The sequence below is a fragment of the Sporosarcina sp. P25 genome (genome assembly GCF_002743235.1).
Lineage (GTDB): Bacteria > Bacillota > Bacilli > Bacillales_A > Planococcaceae > Sporosarcina > Sporosarcina ureae_B.
On sequence record NZ_PDYV01000002.1, the window covers coordinates 147,111 to 165,713 of the forward strand.

General features: G+C 42.7%; 20 protein-coding genes and 1 riboswitch. All 20 genes read left to right on the plus strand.

Annotation, left to right across the window (positions count from 1 at the left end; genetic code table 11):
- The first annotated feature begins 6 nt into the window (after positions 1 to 6).
- The 20 genes from eutS (at position 7) to CSV70_RS02570 (ending at position 18,591) form a co-directional block, all read left to right on the plus strand.
- The gene (eutS, locus tag CSV70_RS02480) at positions 7 to 348 is read left to right on the plus strand and encodes an ethanolamine utilization microcompartment protein EutS (RefSeq protein ID WP_085132136.1); all 342 of its coding nucleotides are present in this window, start codon (positions 7 to 9) and stop codon (positions 346 to 348) included.
- Positions 349 to 360: 12 nt separating this feature from the next.
- The gene (locus CSV70_RS02485; RefSeq protein ID WP_085132135.1) at positions 361 to 858 is read left to right on the plus strand and encodes a EutP/PduV family microcompartment system protein; all 498 of its coding nucleotides are present in this window, start codon (positions 361 to 363) and stop codon (positions 856 to 858) included.
- Between the two features lie 163 nt (positions 859 to 1,021).
- A complete protein-coding gene (locus tag CSV70_RS02490; protein ID WP_099628486.1) occupies positions 1,022 to 2,467 on the plus strand; it encodes an ethanolamine ammonia-lyase reactivating factor EutA in 1,446 nt (481 codons plus the stop codon).
- A 14-nt stretch (positions 2,468 to 2,481) separates the two neighbouring features.
- Entirely contained in the window at positions 2,482 to 3,846 is a 1,365-nt protein-coding gene (locus tag CSV70_RS02495; RefSeq protein ID WP_085132133.1) for an ethanolamine ammonia-lyase subunit EutB, read from the plus strand.
- Positions 3,847 to 3,853: 7 nt separating this feature from the next.
- Positions 3,854 to 4,849, plus strand: a complete 996-nt coding sequence (gene eutC, locus CSV70_RS02500) for an ethanolamine ammonia-lyase subunit EutC (RefSeq protein ID WP_369822331.1) — start codon at positions 3,854 to 3,856, stop codon at positions 4,847 to 4,849.
- A gap of 16 nt (positions 4,850 to 4,865) precedes the next feature.
- On the plus strand, positions 4,866 to 5,510 hold the full coding sequence (gene eutL / locus CSV70_RS02505) for an ethanolamine utilization microcompartment protein EutL (protein WP_232319126.1): 645 nt from the start codon (positions 4,866 to 4,868) through the stop codon (positions 5,508 to 5,510).
- A 73-nt stretch (positions 5,511 to 5,583) separates the two neighbouring features.
- A complete protein-coding gene (locus CSV70_RS02510) occupies positions 5,584 to 7,053 on the plus strand; it encodes an aldehyde dehydrogenase family protein (RefSeq protein WP_233191750.1) in 1,470 nt (489 codons plus the stop codon).
- A 23-nt stretch (positions 7,054 to 7,076) separates the two neighbouring features.
- Positions 7,077 to 7,361 carry a BMC domain-containing protein gene (locus tag CSV70_RS02515; protein WP_085132129.1) on the plus strand — a complete coding sequence of 95 codons (285 nt, stop codon included), beginning with the start codon at positions 7,077 to 7,079 and terminating at the stop codon, positions 7,359 to 7,361.
- Between the two features lie 33 nt (positions 7,362 to 7,394).
- Positions 7,395 to 8,267, plus strand: a complete 873-nt coding sequence (gene pduL / locus CSV70_RS02520; protein WP_099628487.1) for a phosphate propanoyltransferase — start codon at positions 7,395 to 7,397, stop codon at positions 8,265 to 8,267.
- A 16-nt stretch (positions 8,268 to 8,283) separates the two neighbouring features.
- A complete protein-coding gene (locus tag CSV70_RS02525) occupies positions 8,284 to 8,589 on the plus strand; it encodes a EutN/CcmL family microcompartment protein (protein ID WP_085132127.1) in 306 nt (101 codons plus the stop codon).
- On the plus strand, positions 8,564 to 8,905 hold the full coding sequence (locus CSV70_RS02530; protein ID WP_099628488.1) for a BMC domain-containing protein: 342 nt from the start codon (positions 8,564 to 8,566) through the stop codon (positions 8,903 to 8,905). Before CSV70_RS02525 ends, CSV70_RS02530 begins: the two co-directional genes overlap by 26 nt.
- Positions 8,906 to 8,965: 60 nt before the next feature.
- Complete coding sequence (gene mdh / locus CSV70_RS02535; protein ID WP_085132125.1) at positions 8,966 to 9,919, plus strand: malate dehydrogenase; 954 nt, start codon at positions 8,966 to 8,968, stop codon at positions 9,917 to 9,919.
- Between the two features lie 372 nt (positions 9,920 to 10,291).
- Entirely contained in the window at positions 10,292 to 10,462 is a 171-nt protein-coding gene (locus CSV70_RS16415; protein ID WP_157111241.1) for a hypothetical protein, read from the plus strand.
- A 166-nt stretch (positions 10,463 to 10,628) separates the two neighbouring features.
- Positions 10,629 to 10,805: riboswitch (cobalamin riboswitch) on the plus strand.
- Between the two features lie 173 nt (positions 10,806 to 10,978).
- A complete protein-coding gene (locus CSV70_RS02540; RefSeq protein WP_143560405.1) occupies positions 10,979 to 12,253 on the plus strand; it encodes a ribonucleotide reductase N-terminal alpha domain-containing protein in 1,275 nt (424 codons plus the stop codon).
- A 75-nt stretch (positions 12,254 to 12,328) separates the two neighbouring features.
- A complete protein-coding gene (locus CSV70_RS02545; protein WP_085132123.1) occupies positions 12,329 to 13,426 on the plus strand; it encodes a CdaR family transcriptional regulator in 1,098 nt (365 codons plus the stop codon).
- 145 nt (positions 13,427 to 13,571) lie between these two features.
- On the plus strand, positions 13,572 to 14,699 hold the full coding sequence (locus CSV70_RS02550; protein WP_369822332.1) for a YibE/F family protein: 1,128 nt from the start codon (positions 13,572 to 13,574) through the stop codon (positions 14,697 to 14,699).
- Positions 14,696 to 15,469, plus strand: coding sequence for a YibE/F family protein (locus CSV70_RS02555; RefSeq protein ID WP_085132121.1), 774 nt, complete (start codon positions 14,696 to 14,698; stop codon positions 15,467 to 15,469). Before CSV70_RS02550 ends, CSV70_RS02555 begins: the two co-directional genes overlap by 4 nt.
- A 264-nt stretch (positions 15,470 to 15,733) precedes the next feature.
- On the plus strand, positions 15,734 to 16,768 hold the full coding sequence (locus CSV70_RS02560) for a DctP family TRAP transporter solute-binding subunit (RefSeq protein ID WP_099628491.1): 1,035 nt from the start codon (positions 15,734 to 15,736) through the stop codon (positions 16,766 to 16,768).
- Between the two features lie 18 nt (positions 16,769 to 16,786).
- The gene (locus tag CSV70_RS02565; protein ID WP_099628492.1) at positions 16,787 to 17,272 is read left to right on the plus strand and encodes a TRAP transporter small permease; all 486 of its coding nucleotides are present in this window, start codon (positions 16,787 to 16,789) and stop codon (positions 17,270 to 17,272) included.
- On the plus strand, positions 17,269 to 18,591 hold the full coding sequence (locus tag CSV70_RS02570; protein ID WP_085132118.1) for a TRAP transporter large permease: 1,323 nt from the start codon (positions 17,269 to 17,271) through the stop codon (positions 18,589 to 18,591). Before CSV70_RS02565 ends, CSV70_RS02570 begins: the two co-directional genes overlap by 4 nt.
- Positions 18,592 to 18,603 lie beyond the last annotated feature (12 nt).

An 18,603-nucleotide genomic window follows, 5' to 3' on the forward strand; every position in this document is an offset into this window, starting at 1 on the left:
TGTATAATGAGCGAAGAAAAGAAACGATTTATACAGGAATTTGTTCCAGGAAAACAGATTACACTCAGTCATTTGATTGCTAATCCCGATCCTGATATGTTTCAGAAGTTAGGCATCCAAGAGGCCGGTGCCTTAGGTATCCTCACTTGCACACCGAGTGAAACGGTAATTATTGCAGGTGACTTGGCTACGAAAGCAGCGAATGTTCGCATTGGATTCCTTGATCGATTTACCGGTAGTCTTGTCGTTGTAGGCAGTGTCTCGGAAGTAGAGATGGCTATGCTAGAGATAAATCGCTTTTTATCGGAGAAGTTAAAGTATACGCCAGCTGAAATTACAAAATCATAAGGAGTGAGGACGATGCGAAACAAGGCGATGCTGATCGGTGCGGTACGGGCGGGAAAGTCTACATTGACAAATGCCTTATTGGGCCGAGAAGTAGAAGCTTTCAAAACGCAAACGCTCAGTTATTATGATTGGATTGTTGATACTCCGGGCGAGTACACAGAAAATCCAATGTTCTACAAAAATATTATGGCTACCGCGCTTGAAGTAACGCACGTATTGTATTTGCAAGACGCAACGAGTGAGAAGCTTATTTTCCCGCCAGGTTTCAGCATGGGCATCCCGAAACTACCCATTGGAGTGATCACCAAATGCGACCTTCCGGATGCGGATATAGATCGTTCACTTGGCATGTTAAAGACTGTCATGAACGAAGGGCCTATCGTTATGGTTTCTTCTAAAACGGGCATGGGCATCGAACATCTTAAGGAATTGACAAAGCTTAACGACCTTCAAGCGATGCGACATTACGCAGAGTCAAAAGCTGACCAGCACTTGATCTTTCTCGGCTAATATTCTTTACAGGTAAGTAGGAATTTGATATAGTAAATTTCATACAAGTGAATAAAAACGGCAAAGGCGCCTTTACATCCCGTGGAAAAATCCATGGGTTTGTAAAGGCGTCTTTTTTATATCAAAAGTGGAGGACAATAAGTAATCAGAAAGGAGTGTGGGCGTGAGCAATTTCAATAAGCACGAAACCATTATTAGTGCAGGAATTGATATTGGCACAAGCACGACGAAACTGATTATCAGTCGATTTTCCCTACGTAATGTGGCGGGCGCAACACATGTGCCAAGAATAGAAATTACAGACAAAGAAATACTTTATAAAAGCCCGGTATTCCGAACGCCATTACAAGATGCAGTGACGATTGATGTAGCAGGTGTCCAAGAGATTATACGCAGAGAATATGAAAAAGCCGAAATCCAGCCTTCTCAGATCGAAACAGGAGCTGTTATTATTACCGGTGAAACCGCTACCAAGCGAAATGCCAGTGAAATGTTGCATCTTTTATCTGATGAAGCAGGTGATTTCCTCGTAGCAACGGCAGGCCCTGACTTAGAAGGCATCATTGCAGCAAAAGGATCAGGCAGCTATGAATCGTCTGGAAAAAGTGGGCAAGTAATCGCCAATATAGACATTGGCGGAGGAACGGCAAATATTGCAGTGTTCCAAGACAAGCAACTGCTTGGCACATGTACGATGCATATTGGCGGTCGCTTGATCGAATTTGAACACGGGAAAGTCCGTACAATTTCACCGCCTGTCGAACGGTTATTGCAAGACCAAGGCTATACGTTACAAGTTGGAGATCCACAAAATGCATCAGCAGTAACTTTTGTAACGACTTATATGGCAGAAGCGATGGCACGTATTTTGAAAAATGAAGTTCATGCTCAAGATCAAGTGCTGCTGCTCGGTCATGAACCGAACTGGCTGCAGCCGGTCGATACGATCGTCTTTTCAGGTGGTATATCCGAATGTATGTATCATCACACTACTGAAGAAGTCCAAGAAGCGAAGTACGATGATATGGGAATTCAACTCGCGGAAGCGCTGCTACAAAATACATCGTTGCAACACTTTACTTGGCAGGAGCCAGTGGAAACTGTGAGGGCTACTGTGTTGGGAGCTGGAACACAGACTACTGAAATTAGCGGGGCTACCATACAGGTTGCACCACATGAGTTGCCGTTAAAGAACATCCCTATTTATCAATACGACTTTGAAGAAAATCTTGAGACAGGATTATCCCAGTTCGAAGATGCGGTTCAGCAGGCAGTTACTTTATACGACTCAGCAAAAGAAGGGCAAAACTTCGCACTTTATCTATCCAATCTTCCCTATCTCGGATTTCGCGATGTGCAGAAACTGGCCAGTGCAATTGTTCAGATCATGAACGAAAGGCCGCGACCTGAACAACCGATTATATTGGTCATTCAATCAGATCATGCCAAAGTGATTGGCCAAACACTGGCAGCGTTACACGTGAAACAAAGTATTATTTGTATAGATCAAATCAATGTGGAAACAGGCGATTACATCGATATCGGCAATGCGCTCACTTCAGGCGTCGTGCCGGTCGTCGTGAAAACCTTAACTTTCCATACAACGTAAAGGAGGTCTTGTACGTGAATTTATCCACTACATTAGGCGGCGAACGATATGTGTTCCATGACCTAAAAGAAGTGCTAGCAAAAGCGAATGAAGAGAAATCTGGAGATCGTCTCGCAGGAATTGCGGCGGAAACCGTGCAAGAACGAATCGCTGCCAAAACAGTCGTCAGTGAGTTGCTTGTAAGCGATATCCGTAACAATCCACTGATTCCAATTGAAAGTGATGAAGTCTCACTAATTATTGAAAATGATATTAACGAGAAGGTCTATGGTGAAATCCAGAACTGGAGCATCGCAGAGCTGCGTGAATACATTTTGAGTAATGAAGTAGGCGACCGCGAATTAAAGCGTCTCAGCCGTGGATTGACTTCGGAAGTCATCGCAGCCGTCACAAAGCTAATGTCTAATCTCGACTTAGTGCACGCGGCTAATAAAATTGAAATCTTATCAACATGTAATATTACAATCGGTCAAAAAGGTACATTGTCTTCCCGTCTGCAACCGAATCATCCGACAGACAATATTGATGGAATCATCACTTCGTTAAAAGAAGGTTTGTCTTACGGTATCGGTGATGCGGTAATTGGAATCAATCCAGTAGATGATTCTGTGGAAAGTGTAAAGCGTGTGTTGAATGCAACGAAAGATTTCATTGATGAATGGGAAATTCCGACGCAAAACTGCGTACTCGCACATGTTACGACACAGATGAAAGCAATCGAACAGGGGGCACCTGCCGATATGATTTTCCAAAGTATCGCGGGAACAGAAAAAGCTCACCGTTCATTTGGGATTTCGGCGGAATTAATTGCAGAAGCGAAAGATCTATCACTGAAAATGGGCACGGGTACAGGTCCTCAAACGTTGTATTTTGAAACAGGACAAGGATCTGAATTATCGGCTGAAGCGCATTACGGCGTAGATCAAGTAACTATGGAAGCACGTAACTACGGATTTGCACGACATTATGATCCGTACATCGTTAACACAGTCGTCGGATTTATTGGACCGGAATACTTGTACAACAGCAAGCAAGTAATCCGTGCTGGCCTTGAAGATCACTTCATGGGCAAGCTTCATGGTCTTCCGATGGGTGTAGATATTTGCTATACGAACCATATTAAAGCAGATCAAAATGACATTGAGGATTTAAGTATCTTATTATCAGCGGCAGGTGTGAACTTCATCATCGCAGCACCAATGGGTGATGACGTTATGTTGAATTACCAGTCCATGAGCTTCCATGACGTGGCGACTGTTCTTCAGACGATGGGCAAAACACCAGCACCTGAATACTTGAAATGGCTTGAAAAGATGGGGATTTATGAAAATGGCATGCTGAGCAAACATGCCGGAGATCTCACGCTCTTCAATCGATAGGAGGTGGATGGACTTGAATGAAGAATTAATTCAGCAAATCACAAAAATGGTTGTGGAAAAACTGGAGGCCGCAAATAGCAGTCAAAAAATACAACCGTCAACGAATGAACAGAAAATAGAACTATTTTCACAGCAACCGATCGGACATTTGGAAGTGGAAACTGTGGGGAATTCGCCTAGTGGCGCAGTGACATTCCATAGTACGACGAAAGAGCCGAAGCGAAATATTTCTACTGTAAAACCCAAGCCGACGACAGCGTATGGTAACCCGAAATCAAAACCACAAACAGCTTCTGAAGAAGATAAGCTGGCAGAATATCGTAAGAAAACACCAGCGCGCGTAGGAGTTGGGCGCGCAGGCTCACGTCCGAAAACAAAAACGTGGCTACAGTTCCGACTGGATCATGCAGCAGCGGTTGACGCAGTCTACGGTGAAGTACCGGATAACTTGCTTGAACAGCTAGGATTGTTCCAAGTGCAATCCAAAGTGGCAGATAAAGAAGAATACATTCGACGCCCGGATCTTGGTAGAAAGCTTTCAGACGAAGCAAGATCTTTAATTCAGGATCGTTGTAAGAAATCACCCGTCGTACAAATCGTAGCGTCAAACGGACTGAGTGCGAAAGCGATAGAAGAAAACTTGGAAGACGTCTACTTGTCATTACAACAATCACTTAACAACTTGAATATTGATATGGGAACAACATTTTATGTCGATAAGGGACGAGTTGCCGTAATGGATGATATCGGAGAGCTGTTGCAACCTGATGTTGTCATCATGCTGATCGGTGAACGTCCAGGTCTTGTTTCTGCAGAGTCGCTAAGTGCTTATATGTGCTACAAACCTCGACATGGCACGATTGAAGCAGATCGTATGGTCATCTCGAATATCCATAAAGGAGGAATCCCTCCTGTCGAGGCGGGTGCATTCCTCGGGACGATTATTCAGAAAATCTTAAAGTATGAAGCGAGCGGTGTATCGCTTGTTCAAAAGGAAGGATAAGGAAGGGGGAGGGCAAATGAAAATCTATGCAGATATATTGTCGATGCAAGTCATATCAAATGTCAGTCCGGAACTTGCTGAGAAGTTTCGATTGAAGTCTAACCAGCGAAGCCTTGGGATAGTAACGACGACAATTGACGACGTCGGCTATACAGCAATTGATGCAGCAACGAAGCATAGTGATGTGGAAGTGGTCTACGCAAAAAGCTTTTACGCGGGTTCAGCTCATTCTTCTGGCCCGTTATCGGGAGAGTTTATTGGAATCATTGCAGGTTCGTCACCGGAAGAAGTGAAAAGCGGCCTTGATTCAATTCGTATAACGATAGAGCACGAAGCGTATTTTGAAGCGATCAACGGAAACCCGAATCATGCGTTATATGCGCATACCATCTCCAGTTGTGGGAGTTATTTGGCTGACATGGCCAATGTATCCGATGGACAGTCATTGGCATACTTGATTGCACCGCCTGTTGAAGCTGTTATCGGTTTGGACGCTGCTTTAAAAGCAGCTGACGTTACACTTTGTGTACTCTATGCACCTCCCTCCGAAACAAACTTCGGCGGTGGCCTGTTGACAGGCAGTCAATCTTCTTGCAATGCTGCAGCCGACGCATTCCGGGAAGCAATACAGAAGATGGCAGATGATCCGTTAAGTTACTGATAGATAAGCATGTAGAAAGGAGTGGTTAAATTTGGTCCAATTAGTGGATAATGATTTATTAGCTTTGCAACAAATGCGTACAGCCGTCCAAACTGCAAAAGAAGCACAAGAGAAATTTATGGGCTATTCTCAGCAACAAGTCGACAAGATTGTCAAAGCCGTAGCGGATGCTGCCTTTGAACAATCCGGTCGCCTCGCGCAACTAGCAGTAGAAGAAACAGGTATGGGGGTAGCAGCTCATAAGAAAATTAAGAACGAAGTGGGCTCCCGAGACGTATATGAAAGTATTAAAGATATGAAAACAGTCGGTGTCATCAAAGAAGACCATATGAATAAAGTCTTGGAAATCGCTGCTCCGTTCGGTGTAGTTGCCGCTATTATCCCGACAACCAACCCAACATCGACAGCGTTCTTCAAAACGTTGATTTCATTGAAGACACGAAATTCCATTGTAGTTAGCCCTCACCCTTACGCAGTGGAATGCACACACGAAGCATTAAAAGTATGTGATGCAGCAGCTGTTGCAGCGGGTGCACCGGAAGGTTTGATTCAATGTCTCACGTTGGCTTCGATGGAAGCTACACAGCAATTAATGTCGCATAAAGATGTTAATCTAATCATTGCAACAGGCGGTAGTGCGCTCGTCAAAGCGGCATATAGCTCCGGTAAGCCGGCTTACGGTGTAGGGCCTGGGAATGTGCCAGTGTATATCGAACGTTCCGCAAAGATTGAAAAAGCAGTAAAAGACATTGTGGACAGCAAATCATTTGACTACGGTACGATTTGTGCAACCGAGCAAGCCATTGTTGTCGATAAGCACGTCGTGGATCTCGTTACGCGTGAGTTGAAGAAAAACGGCGCGTATATTTTATCGGATGATGAGAAAAAGATTATGGAAGGTATCATCTCACCGGTACCCGGTAAGGTGAATCCGAAAGTGGTCGGTAAGAGCCCACAGTTCATCGCGAAAATGGCAGGCATTTCTTTACCTGAAGGCACGCGCTTGATTGTTGGGATGGAAACGAAAGTTGGTAAAGACGTACCGTTTTCATTGGAGAAATTATCACCGATTTTCGCTATGTATGTCGTGGATGGTGTGAAGCACTCGAAAGAAGTGTGCCTCGACTTGCTAAATCTTGGCGGGCGTGGACATAGCTTGGCACTACATACCGAAATCGATGCAGTAGCTCGGGAATTCGCTATGGAAATGCCAGTATCCCGTATTTTGGTCAATACCATGTCTTCTATTGGAGCAGTTGGTGGTACGACGGGTTTAATGCCATCATTCACATTAGGGTGCGGAACATTTGGCGGTAATATTACATCAGACAATGTCACAGCTAAGCATTTGTTGAACATTAAGCGGATGGCATATGGCACGAAGGAAGTACAACTGCCGAAGCACTCAGAGCCTGTAGAGAGTTCCAATGACCAGCTCGTATCTAGTGTGATGAACAATGTATCAGCCACAACAAACAACAACATCGATCCAGCATTAGTACAGAACTTAGTTAGTGAAATCGTTAAACAACTTACAAAATAAAACACTATTAGGAGGAAACAATTATGAACAGAGAAGGTACAGCATTAGGAATGGTAGAAACTAAAGGATTAATCGGTGCAATCGAGGCAGCAGACGCAATGGTGAAAGCAGCAAGCGTAAACTTGGTAGGTAAAGTACATGTTGGCGGCGGAATCGTAACAGTTATGGTACGCGGTGATGTAGGCGCAGTAAAAGCGGCAACAGACGCAGGTGCTGCTTCAGCACAACGTGTGGGCGAATTGCTTTCTGTTCACGTAATTCCAAGACCACATAATGAACTAGAAATGATGTTACCAAAAAGCGAATAATCACTGCTGACATAGTAGAAAGGCGTGAACTAAATGAATCAGCAATTGATTGAACAAATTGTCGGAGAAATTCTTGGACAATTAGGGAAAGCTCCCGTTCAATTGCCGGAACGAGCGGTTCCTATTGCAGTTTCCGCCCGTCACGTACATTTACAGCCTGAACATGTGGAAGTATTGTTTGGCACAGGGTATGAATTGACACAGCGGTCCGAGCTTTCACAGCCGGGCCAATTCGCCGCCAATGAAACGGTGATGATTGCAGGACCTAAAAGCAGCATTGAACGTGTGCGTATTTTAGGGCCTGTCCGAAAAGCGACCCAAGTTGAGGTCAGCTTTACGGATGCTATGAAGCTCGGCGTCAAGCCCCCACTTCGGGAATCCGGCAATATTGAAGGATCAGCACCGATTACATTAATTGGACCAAAAGGTAGTGTGCATATAAACCAAGGTCTTATTATTGCACAGGCACATATCCATATGGCGCCCACTGACGCTACGCGCTTTGGCGTGGAAGACGGGGAATATGTCACAGTGGAAGCGGACGGAATGAGATCTATTTCATTCCTCAATGTACGCATTCGAGTGAATGAGCGATATCGTCTTGAAATGCATATTGATACCGATGAAGCAAATGCAGGTTTCATTTCACAGGGGTCGATTGGTCGTCTAGTGAAATCGGATGATGCAAAAGAAACGGTACCTGTACAAACGATGATGAAAACGGTGACGACGACTACTCCAGTAAATGCTCCAGTGACATTTGAATTCACAAAAAAGCTTTTGTCGGCTGAAGACGTGTCCGAGATTTCAGAAAAGGAAATTGTTATTAATAAAGGCACAATTGTGACGGCACTAGCAAGAGATACAGCACGTGAACTCGGTAAAACGATATCTAGTAGAAAGTAGAAAAAGGTGATTACGCATGCGAATGGGTAGAGTGATTGGTAATGTATGGGCAACCCGTAAAGAGGATGGATTATCAGGACTTAAGCTGTTAATCGTCCAGCCGATTGATGCACACGGCAATAGTATACAGTCGCATATGGTCGCGGCAGATCGGATTGGAGCAGGGGTTGGTGATGAAGTACTCATTACGAGTGGCGGTTCTTCACGCTTTATTTTACCGAAAGAAAACCCGATCCCAATCGACGCGGTCATTATTGGTATTATCGATTCAACAGAAGTGAAAAGAGGTGATATACATGAGTCAAGCGATCGGAATGATTGAGACAAAAGGATTGATTGGATCGATTGAAGCGGCGGACGCCATGGTGAAAGCATCCAACGTAGAGTTAGTATCACAGGAGATGGTGGATGGCGGAATCGTTACGGTCATCGTTCAAGGTGACGTTGGAGCAGTTCAGGCAGCTGTTGATGCAGGTCGCGACGCAGCAGCGCGTGTAGGTGAATTACTAGGCGCGCATGTAATACCGCGTCCCGATGATTCAGTATATGGCATGGTGAAACCCCTAGTGTCGACTACTTCAGAAATTCCACAAGTAAAGAAACTGGCAGAAGTGAAGAAGGCACCGAAGAAAGACTGAGGTATACATGTGCTATAAGCGTATTACTCATAGTGAAATCTATAGAAAGGAGTGGTTTCCATGGCTTTCAAACGACATAAAATTGCAGTCATTGGAGCTGGTCATACCGGTTCAACCGTAGCATTGATGGCAGCGCAGAGAGAACTAGGTGACATCGTATTAGTCGATATACCGGATCTCTCTAATCCAACCAAAGGTAAAGCACTAGATCTTCTTCAAACGAGTCCTGTACAACAATTTAATTCTCGCATTACAGGTACATCTAATTACGAGGATATTGAAGGTGCAGCAATGGTTATCATTACTGCGGGTGTTGCACGTAAACCAGGTATGAGTCGCGATGATTTAGTTGCAACCAATGCGAAGATTATGCGTTCCGTTTCCGAGCAAGTAAAGCGTCATGCCCCAGACAGCACCGTGCTGATTTTAAGTAATCCGGTAGATGCAATGACATATGTATGTTATAAAACAACTGGATTTCCTAAAAATCGTGTAATTGGACAATCAGGTGTGCTTGATACTGCACGTTTCAATACGTTCATTTCCGAAGAATTGAATATTTCTGTAGAGGATATTTCGGGTTTTGTACTTGGCGGACACGGAGATGATATGGTGCCACTTGTGCGTTACTCTTACGCCGGCGGCATTCCGTTGGATAAAATCATATCGAATGAACGGCTAGAAGCCATTGTGGAGCGTACTCGAAAAGGCGGCGGTGAAATTGTCTCACTACTAGGTAATGGTAGCGCTTATTACGCACCCGCTGCGGCTTTAGTAGAGATGGCTGAGGCAATTATTAAAGATAAGAAACGAATTTTGCCGTCCATCGCTTATTTAGAGGGTGAATATGGATATCAAAATATTTACTTAGGCGTACCCACTGTTCTCGGGGGCAATGGTATCGAAAGTGTGATTGAACTTCCGTTAACAAAGGAAGAACAAACAGCACTTGATCAGTCAGCTGACTCTGTCAGAGCAGTCATCGACATTTGCGAAAAGCAAATGTCCTTATAACTACTGATCTCTCTAAGTCGTAAAGAGGACTTAGGGAGATTTTTTTGTATGGAAAGAATTTTACAGACCGTGTTTTATAATGGAATGATACAGAAGTCATAGGTTCTCTTCAAAAAAACGTAAAAGTTCATTCGGAATGATAACTTTTATATTTACTTTTGTTTATTTGAATGATACAATAAACAGAATTCACTGAATTATAAAACATGCCTTTAGTAAACTTACTCGGAAATATATAAAGAACTTATTTCCTTCGTTTCTAAAATGTAAGCGCTATCAAATAGCCTTTTATCAATAAGAGCGAAAAAATGTTCTTTTATTCCCCGATAAGGCATATACTATGAAAAATATAAAATCCAGGAGGTAATTCTTATGAAGAACAACGACTATCAGAACAATTCATCACTACCAGAGCAGAACGAAACATTCTATTTGATCACAGGTTACTCGGAGAATGGTTTCATCCATGGGATCACATGGCAAGAGGCATATGTTCAAGGATTGGCGGATTGCGGCTGTCTATGCGAACAACAACTCATGTAAGTAATGAAGAAAACTCGATACAGGGTGCCTAGCAAAAAACGATTGTGGATGTTTTCACAGTAGTTTAGTGCATAGGCACCCTATTTGTTTATGTGGACTTCCTTAATAAAAACAAACGCTACCACCCTCTATGTTATCCATGATAAAATGAAATCAATCAAATATATGAGTTTGCACGATACGCTGGTACCTATCAAGGTGTAAAAGGGAATCCGTAAACCGGAGCTGTCCCCGCAACTGTACACACGGACGACCGCTAAAATTAGCCACTATGGAGACATGGGAAGGCATTAGCGGAAGGATGAAGTGAAGCCAGGAGACCTGCCACGTATCGTCAAAGCGACACTTTCTTCGGGGGTTGAGGAGTGGAAGCAAAAAAGGTATCTGCATCTATGCATTTTTGTATGGAGTATTTTAAAGATGCCTGAATTTGTTTCCTCATTCACAACTATTGCAATCATCTTGCCGAAGAGGCGGAATGATTGTTTTTTGTTGTTTACGAAAGGAGACCGTGACATGAGAGTATTTGAACAGAAGAAGGAATGTATACATGAACGTGAACTGTTGCAGTTATTGTATAAACAAGTAGAACAACAGCGTGGAAGACCTGTGTATTCAGGATTTCATCAAGTAGTCAGGAAACTGTTACAGGATGGATTATACGGTCAATGGATCTATGACTTTTCAGCAAGCGAAATCAAATGGCTTGGCTTACAGATTGTAGCTGAACGCGATCGATTGATACCTCCTGCACTGTTGCAACAATATATGAATGAATTTGTAACATCGGATTATTATGACAAACCGATAGGACTGCCTCAAGAGAGGATTATGCTCATAGCAATGGCCGCCATGCAGCATGAAACTATCCAGCGCCTACAAAAAGTACAGGAAGCATATTGGCTACTGAGTCATGGCTATGTGACTTTACCAGCTGAAGTGATGTCGTTCTTCGGTAAGACATTCTATCGGCGAAAGACGAGAGTAGAGCAATATACCATGGATATTGCTGACAGTAGAATCGCATCATTTTTATCGAGCAAAGTAAAAGAAAAGCATATACGTATACCCGATTATTTTATGGAACAAGTAAAAGCGTGCGGCTCTTGGAGTTTATTTGAAGCTGAACAAACAGAGCGCGCTTTGAGTTGTTCGCATGGCAACTCCAACAGTGAATGGTTTCCTGATGCCGCTGACGGCTCCTCTATTGCTTATAAAAAAGTTTCTGCCATTGGTTTAATGAAACAGCTGCTTGGAAGTGAAGGAATTGTTGTACATTTTCACAATGAAAAAAGACAGGAAAAAGCTGCATTGTCCTCATATATTCAATTGCCGAACGTAATGCAGGAAACGGAGTTGGCCCGTACTTGTACCATACTTGTGCGTTTACTAAACGGCATTGAGAGCATATGGGGACATACTTTACGAGTTGAAGTGGCAGGTTGGGAAACCGCTATAGCTGACCAGAAAATTGGTTTGCATTCAGAGAAGGCCCTCCTATTTATTGAAGAAGTAGCGGAAGAAATAAACCGCTACTTGGAGGTGGCATCGTATCAAAGCGGAATGCAAATCCCTTTGCGCAAAGCAGCCGCAGTCACGCATCAGTCGATAAACCAAGCGACGAGTCAACAGCAAACCGCGATGATCGACCGAGTCACTGCAGAACAGCGCCATACCGATCAAGGCGGATCTATCATGTTAGAGAAATCTCCAACCATTGAAACTGCAGAACTGTTACAGCTGCTCATAAAGGCATGGGGCGGTGGAGTACCGGAAGTCCGACTTATCTGAATCTCCTCTATTGTAGTGGAATCTAAAGTGACGTAAACTAAGTATTACAAACGGTTTCCATTTGAGGTGAGACAGGTGTTTCAATTTGATACATTAGGACATGAAATGGTAACGGAATTATCGAATCTGATTAAGCAGCAAGTCATTTTAACGGATCGAAGAGGCTTCATTCAATCGAGTACAGAACCCGATCGAATCAACCAGTTCCATGAAGGAGCACTGTTGAGTATGCGTCAGAAAACGATGCTCCGTATGGGGGATGAGGAAGCGCAGCATCTGCAGGGGGTTCGTAGGGGTATCGTCTTGCCAATCATCATTGGAGGCGAACCGATCGCTGTACTTGGTGTGACGGGTGATCCAGACGAGATTCATCCGCAGGCTCAGCTGATCTTACGCGTAGCGGAACTGTTCATCCAGGACTCCCTGAAAAGAAAGCAGAAGGATGAAAAAGTACGTGATGTGGAGTTCTTCGTCTTTGACTGGCTGACAGGATCAAAGAAAGATGAACGATTTATGGAACGGGGGACACTGCTCGGAATCGACGTCACTCTTTACCGTCAAGTGGTGGTATTGGAAGTGCTGGATTTACTGGAACAGTTCACGATCGAGGAAATGGAGACATTCGCGTCGATTCAAAATATCCACCCTTCTATGAAGATGATTCGCTGGGCGCAAAATAAAATCTTACTATTATTACCTGAAATGAATCAACAAACAGTAAAAAATGAATTAGAATTCCTGTTGCTTCATATAAAACGGCGCAAGAAAGTACAAGTCGTCGCAGGTATAGGTGCATCCACACGGTATTTCGAATTAGCTAAATCATTCGCGCAGGCAGAACGTGCTGTCAATGCTGCAAAGGGATCCGGCGATATTGTCTTTGAGCATGAACTGCGGCTTGAAATTATTTTGCAGAGCGTTCCAGATATGGTGAAGCAAGAATTCCTTAAGCGTACAGTTGCGACGCTGGAAGATCATAAAGACCTGCTAAATAATTTGACCGTATGGTTCGAAGAGAATCAATCGATGCAAAATACTGCACAGCGTCTGCATATCCATAAAAACACATGGTCTTACCGGCTGCAAAAGATCGAGCAATTAACGGGATTATCTGTTTCTAGTACACATGATGTCTTTTTGTTGTACTTGGCATTGCGATTAATGGAGGAGTAGTCATGAATAAGTGATCAATTTGCTTCGCTTCCTATATGGGAAGCGGAGCTTTTCTTACTGGATGGAGAAACAGATGATTTTTTTCAAACCTACGTCTTATTCATGGTAGGATTAATCTGTGTCTCATCCTAAGAGTGTCAGGAGGATTGTCTTGAATAGAATTAGAAACGTCACAACATGGCAGTGGATCTTGTTTTTGATCTTAGCACTTTGCTGTATCAGTTCCATTGTTTTTGTAATTCAAAATTATTCATTTTATGACCGACCGATCGCTAAGGTAATCCATACAACGATAGAGGAAAAAACTGAAGTAACAGATACGCATGGCAATGAAGATACCCTATTTGTTCAGCACATAGTAGCTAGGATCATGAATGGGGAAGAAATGGGTTGTGAAGTCCAGTTGGTAAATGAGTATTCATCTTCGGGGGCGTACGATCAGCAGTACCATATAGGAAATGAACTATTTGTCTCCATTGATTCCAAGGCAGGAGAAGAACTGACAGGTAGTATCACAGACGTAAAACGTGATAAATACGTATTGATCGTTGCTTGGATCTTCGTCTTTACGCTATTGATTGTAGGGCATAAGCAAGGGCTATTGGCGTTAGTGGGCTTTGTGATGAACGTCATGGTACTATCAGTCGCTTTAGATATTTATGTGAAATATTATGAGGTCAGTTTACTTGTGGTTTGCGGGATATGTATCCTGTTATTCACAACCATTTCGCTCCTGTTAGTTAGCGGACGCAATGAAAAAACGTATGCCGCCATTGTGGCTACGTTAGTCGCAACGGTAGTATCTCTTTCCATCACGTCTCTTGTCATCTGGATCACTTCTGGGAATGGGCTGCGTTATGAAGAAATGCAGTTTTTGACGCGTCCTTATCACACGATCTTCATGGCGGGGTTATTTATTGGATCTCTTGGAGCTATCATGGATGTGGCCATTACCATGTCGTCTTCGATGTTTGCATTATATGAAAGAGATAGTACTATATCCGTTAAAGCGCTGAAAGCATCTGGCATAGATATCGGCAAAGATATTATGGGAACTATTACAAGCATTCTATTTTTCGCTTATATAAGTGGATCCATCCCCATGCTGATCCTCTATTTAAAAAACGCTTCACCTGTAGGATTTGCACTTTCGATGAATCTATCGCTGGAATTAGCACGTGCATTAGCTGGTGGAATTGGGATCGTCTTGACTATCCCGATTGGACTCTATACAGCGATTTTCTTTATTGAACGAAAGAGGGCGAGAATATGAATGTGATAGTATGGCTCGCGGTTATTTTACTCGTATTGATGATTGGGGTAGGTGGAAAAAGTGGAGTGCGATCATTCATTTCGCTGTTTTTTAACTTTGGTGTCGTCTTCTTCACCATGTTTTTTATGTTGGATCCGAACGCTAATCCTATACTGATTACATTTATCGCCTGCATAGTGATTGGATGCGTCAGTTTATTTTACATTAATGAAGTGAATAGCAAAACGGTAATAGCATTCATCTCGACGATGATTACCATTAGTATATTATTGTTTTTCATAGTAGTAGTATCCCAAAAGCTCATGATTCAAGGGTTTGGTGAAGAGGAAGAAGAGGCAATCGCAGGTATGTCACTCTATATTGGCGTGGATTTCGTAAAAATAGGTGCTTCCGTCATTATCATGAGTACAATTGGAGCCATCATGGACGTCGCTATATCGATCGCTTCCACTATGCATGAAGTATTTAAGCATAGTAGAAGCTTAAGTAAGAAGGAGTTATTTACGTCTGGTGTCAGTGTTGGACGAGATATTTTAGGAACCGATACCAATACCTTGTTCTTCGCTTTCTTTGGAGGCTATTTGGCACTGCTCATTTGGTTCAAGGATTTACACTACTCTATAGGAGATATTGTCAATTCAAAGATATTCAGTTCAGAAATGATTTTGATCCTTTGTGCGGGGCTTGGCATCGCGCTAGTCATACCGATTGCTTCTTGGATCAATGCATTTTACTTAGTAAGAGCTAGGAAAAAGTTAAATAACGTATAAAAAGAGGGGCACTGAATGGCTCCTCTTTTTGTGTTTTATTATTTTAATATGATGGCAGAGCTGAAAAAAGAAGCTTTACTATGGAAACTAGACGTTGACACAAAAAATAGAAGTGTTTTTCTATATATCATTGTACTAAAGTCTATATGAATTAAACTGTCAGACTATTAGAATTATATATACTAACAAAATGTTTTGAATAGATACTCTTTGGATGTAATAAGTATCTGGATGACTTTTGAAAAAAACTGGGGGGAACAACAAATGAAAATGAAGAAAAAGAGTGTTTTAGGCGCAATTAGTTTATCTGCCATGCTGATGTTGGCAGCTTGTTCGTCAGACAAAGAAGAAACAACAGACGGTGCGGGTGAGTCTGAAGGAAAATCATACGATCTGAAAATGTCTGTCACGGTTAATGATTCATCTACTTGGTATCAGGCCGCAGACAAGTTAGCGCAGGACTTGAATGAACAAACGGATGGTCGTATCAATATTGAAGTGTTTCCGAATGAACAACTATCAAATGGCGATCAAGGGAAAGGTGTAGAGCTTCTGACAAAAGGGCAGACCGACTTGAGCCTTCACTCCACTATTATTTACTCAATCTTAGATGATCGCTTTGGTGTGGCGAGTGCGCCATTTCTATTTAAAGATAAAGATGGGGTAGACAAAGTATTTGATGGTGCAGGTGGAGAAGCACTTGCAGAAATCCTCAATGAAAAGAACGTAGAATTACTCGGATTCGGAGAGAATGGTTTCCGTCAAATCACAAACAGTAAAAAGGAAATCAAATCACCAGAAGATATGAAAGGTCTGAAAGTACGTATTCCTGGGATCACCATGTACACAGACTTGTACCGTGCACTAGGTGCGGATCCAACGACAATGGCATTCTCTGAAGTATTTACATCTCTTCAGCAAGGTACGATTGATGGTCAAGAAAACCCGATTGATGTTATTCACTCTTCTAAATTGAATGAAGTACAAGACTACTTGACGACTTGGAACTATTCCTATGATCCACTAGTATTGGGCATCAATAAGAAGTTGTTTGATTCGATGAGTGAAGAAGATCAGGAGCTTGTGAAGAAGTTAGGTAAAGAAGCGGCAGAATATCAAGTAGAAATGGCACGTGAAAAAGAAGAGAGACAAATTAGTGAGCTGAAGGAAGCAGGTATGCAGTTCTATGCACCAACAGACGAAGAACTAGCCAAGTTTACAGAAGCGGTGCAACCGGTTTATAAAAAGTATGAGGATATTTGGGGCAAGGATTTATTAGACAAGTTCCAAGACCAATAAGAACTGGAGGGTGGATGTATGGGGAAAATATTCAATAGATTAGAAGAATGGATTGTCGTGATTGTACTGTCCATTATGTCCACCATTGCATTCGTTAATATTTTATCCAGAGGATTTGCCAATTATTCATTTTCTTTTACAGAAGAAATTACAGTTAACTTGTTCGTATTGTTAACATTTGTCGGAACGGCCATTGGAGTGCGTAAGTACGCGCACCTTGGCTTTACTCTGATTTATGACAAGGGCAGTCTGTTGCTAAAGAATATTATTACGATTTTGGTTGGATTGATGATGATGCTATTATTTTTTATTCTGCTATATTTTGGTTTGAAGATGGTGCAGTACCAGATGGATATGGGACAGAAAACACCTTCTCTTGGTTGGCCACAATGGTGGTTCTCGATGTCAATGCCAATCGGTGCGCTGTTTTGTTTAATCCGCTCTATCCAAGTAACTAGTGTTGAATTCCGACAGCAAAACGAGAAGGGAGAGCAGCCATTATGACAGCGATCATTTTATTCGGCGTCTTTTTTATTTTAGTCATGCTTCGAATGCCCATTGCTGTGGCCTTAGCAATCTCGTCCATTGTTGTGCTATTTACAGGCAGTGGATTGTTTGGTTTGGAATTGGTTGCAGATATCATGTATACGAGTGTAGCGAAATTTACGTTGCTCGCAATCCCGTTTTTCATCTTGGCGGGAGTCATTATGGAGCACGCGGGAATTTCAAAAAGATTGATTGATTTTGCGCAAGCTTTAGTTGGTCATCGTAAAAGCGGAATTATTTTTGTTACCGTTATGACAGCGATTTTCTTCGCAGCCATTTCAGGTTCAGGCCCTGCAACGGTTGCTGCGATTGGGGGTATTTTAATCCCAGGTATGGTGAAGAACGGGTATAAAACGGAAACTGCAGCAGGTTTGGTGGCCAGTTCCGGGGCAATCGGTATCATCATTCCTCCTAGTATTGCTTTTATCGTCTTCGCTGTAGTGGCGGGCGATCAAATTCCGGTATCGATCGGAAGAATGTTCATGGCAGGGGTCATTCCTGGCCTGCTATTGGGCGTTGGATTTATTATAGCCGCCATGTTCGTTAGGTATCGACAGGAAAAACGCGAGGGACCGATATCGCAACAGTACATAATAGAACCTGCAACAAGTGCGGAACGCTTTAAAGCTTTCGGAAATGCGATCTGGGGCCTATTAATTCCCGTAATAATTTTAGGTGGTATTTATGGTGGATACTTTACACCGACAGAAGCAGCGGTAGTGGCGGTATTTTATAGTTTGTTCATCGGATTTTTCATTTACCGTGAACTGACACTGAAAAAGCTGTATGACATCTTAGTGGCAGCGGGTATTCAGACGGCGGTCGTCATGTTTATCGTCAGTGCGGCGAGTGTCTATGCATACATCATCACAACAGAGCAAATCGCAACGCAGATTTCGAACGTCATGTTAAGTATTTCAGATAATAAAATTATCATCTTATTGCTAATTAATATCATTCTCCTAATTGCTGGGATGTTTATCGATGCAATTTCTGCCTACTATATTTTCATTCCGATTTTATTGCCGATTGTGCTATTGTTCGACGTCGATCCAACAGTATTCGGTGTCTTCATGACAGTCAACTTAGCGATTGGACTTTTCACTCCGCCAGTCGGTCTCAATTTATTCGTAGCCGCGGGTATATCGAATACTTCAATAGGGCAAATATCGAAAGGAGTTTTGCCTTTCGTTGTCTCTTCCATCATTATTTTGTTACTCATTACGTATATTCCGCAGATCTCTACATTTTTACCAGACTTACTAGACATTAAGTAGATGGAGGAGGGT

Coding starts and splice junctions, on each gene's coding strand:
- CSV70_RS02525 (WP_085132127.1), top strand. CDS start 8,284: ATGCGAATGGGTAGAGTGATTGGTAATGTATGGGCAACCCGTAAAGAG.
- CSV70_RS02565 (WP_099628492.1), top strand. CDS start 16,787: ATGGGGAAAATATTCAATAGATTAGAAGAATGGATTGTCGTGATTGTA.
- mdh (WP_085132125.1), top strand. CDS start 8,966: ATGGCTTTCAAACGACATAAAATTGCAGTCATTGGAGCTGGTCATACC.
- CSV70_RS16415 (WP_157111241.1), top strand. CDS start 10,292: ATGAAGAACAACGACTATCAGAACAATTCATCACTACCAGAGCAGAAC.
- CSV70_RS02540 (WP_143560405.1), top strand. CDS start 10,979: ATGAGAGTATTTGAACAGAAGAAGGAATGTATACATGAACGTGAACTG.
- CSV70_RS02510 (WP_233191750.1), top strand. CDS start 5,584: ATGCGTACAGCCGTCCAAACTGCAAAAGAAGCACAAGAGAAATTTATG.
- CSV70_RS02530 (WP_099628488.1), top strand. CDS start 8,564: ATGAGTCAAGCGATCGGAATGATTGAGACAAAAGGATTGATTGGATCG.
- pduL (WP_099628487.1), top strand. CDS start 7,395: ATGAATCAGCAATTGATTGAACAAATTGTCGGAGAAATTCTTGGACAA.
- CSV70_RS02560 (WP_099628491.1), top strand. CDS start 15,734: ATGAAAATGAAGAAAAAGAGTGTTTTAGGCGCAATTAGTTTATCTGCC.
- eutL (WP_232319126.1), top strand. CDS start 4,866: ATGAAAATCTATGCAGATATATTGTCGATGCAAGTCATATCAAATGTC.
- CSV70_RS02555 (WP_085132121.1), top strand. CDS start 14,696: ATGAATGTGATAGTATGGCTCGCGGTTATTTTACTCGTATTGATGATT.
- CSV70_RS02570 (WP_085132118.1), top strand. CDS start 17,269: ATGACAGCGATCATTTTATTCGGCGTCTTTTTTATTTTAGTCATGCTT.
- CSV70_RS02515 (WP_085132129.1), top strand. CDS start 7,077: ATGAACAGAGAAGGTACAGCATTAGGAATGGTAGAAACTAAAGGATTA.
- eutS (WP_085132136.1), top strand. CDS start 7: ATGAGCGAAGAAAAGAAACGATTTATACAGGAATTTGTTCCAGGAAAA.
- CSV70_RS02485 (WP_085132135.1), top strand. CDS start 361: ATGCGAAACAAGGCGATGCTGATCGGTGCGGTACGGGCGGGAAAGTCT.
- eutC (WP_369822331.1), top strand. CDS start 3,854: ATGGACTTGAATGAAGAATTAATTCAGCAAATCACAAAAATGGTTGTG.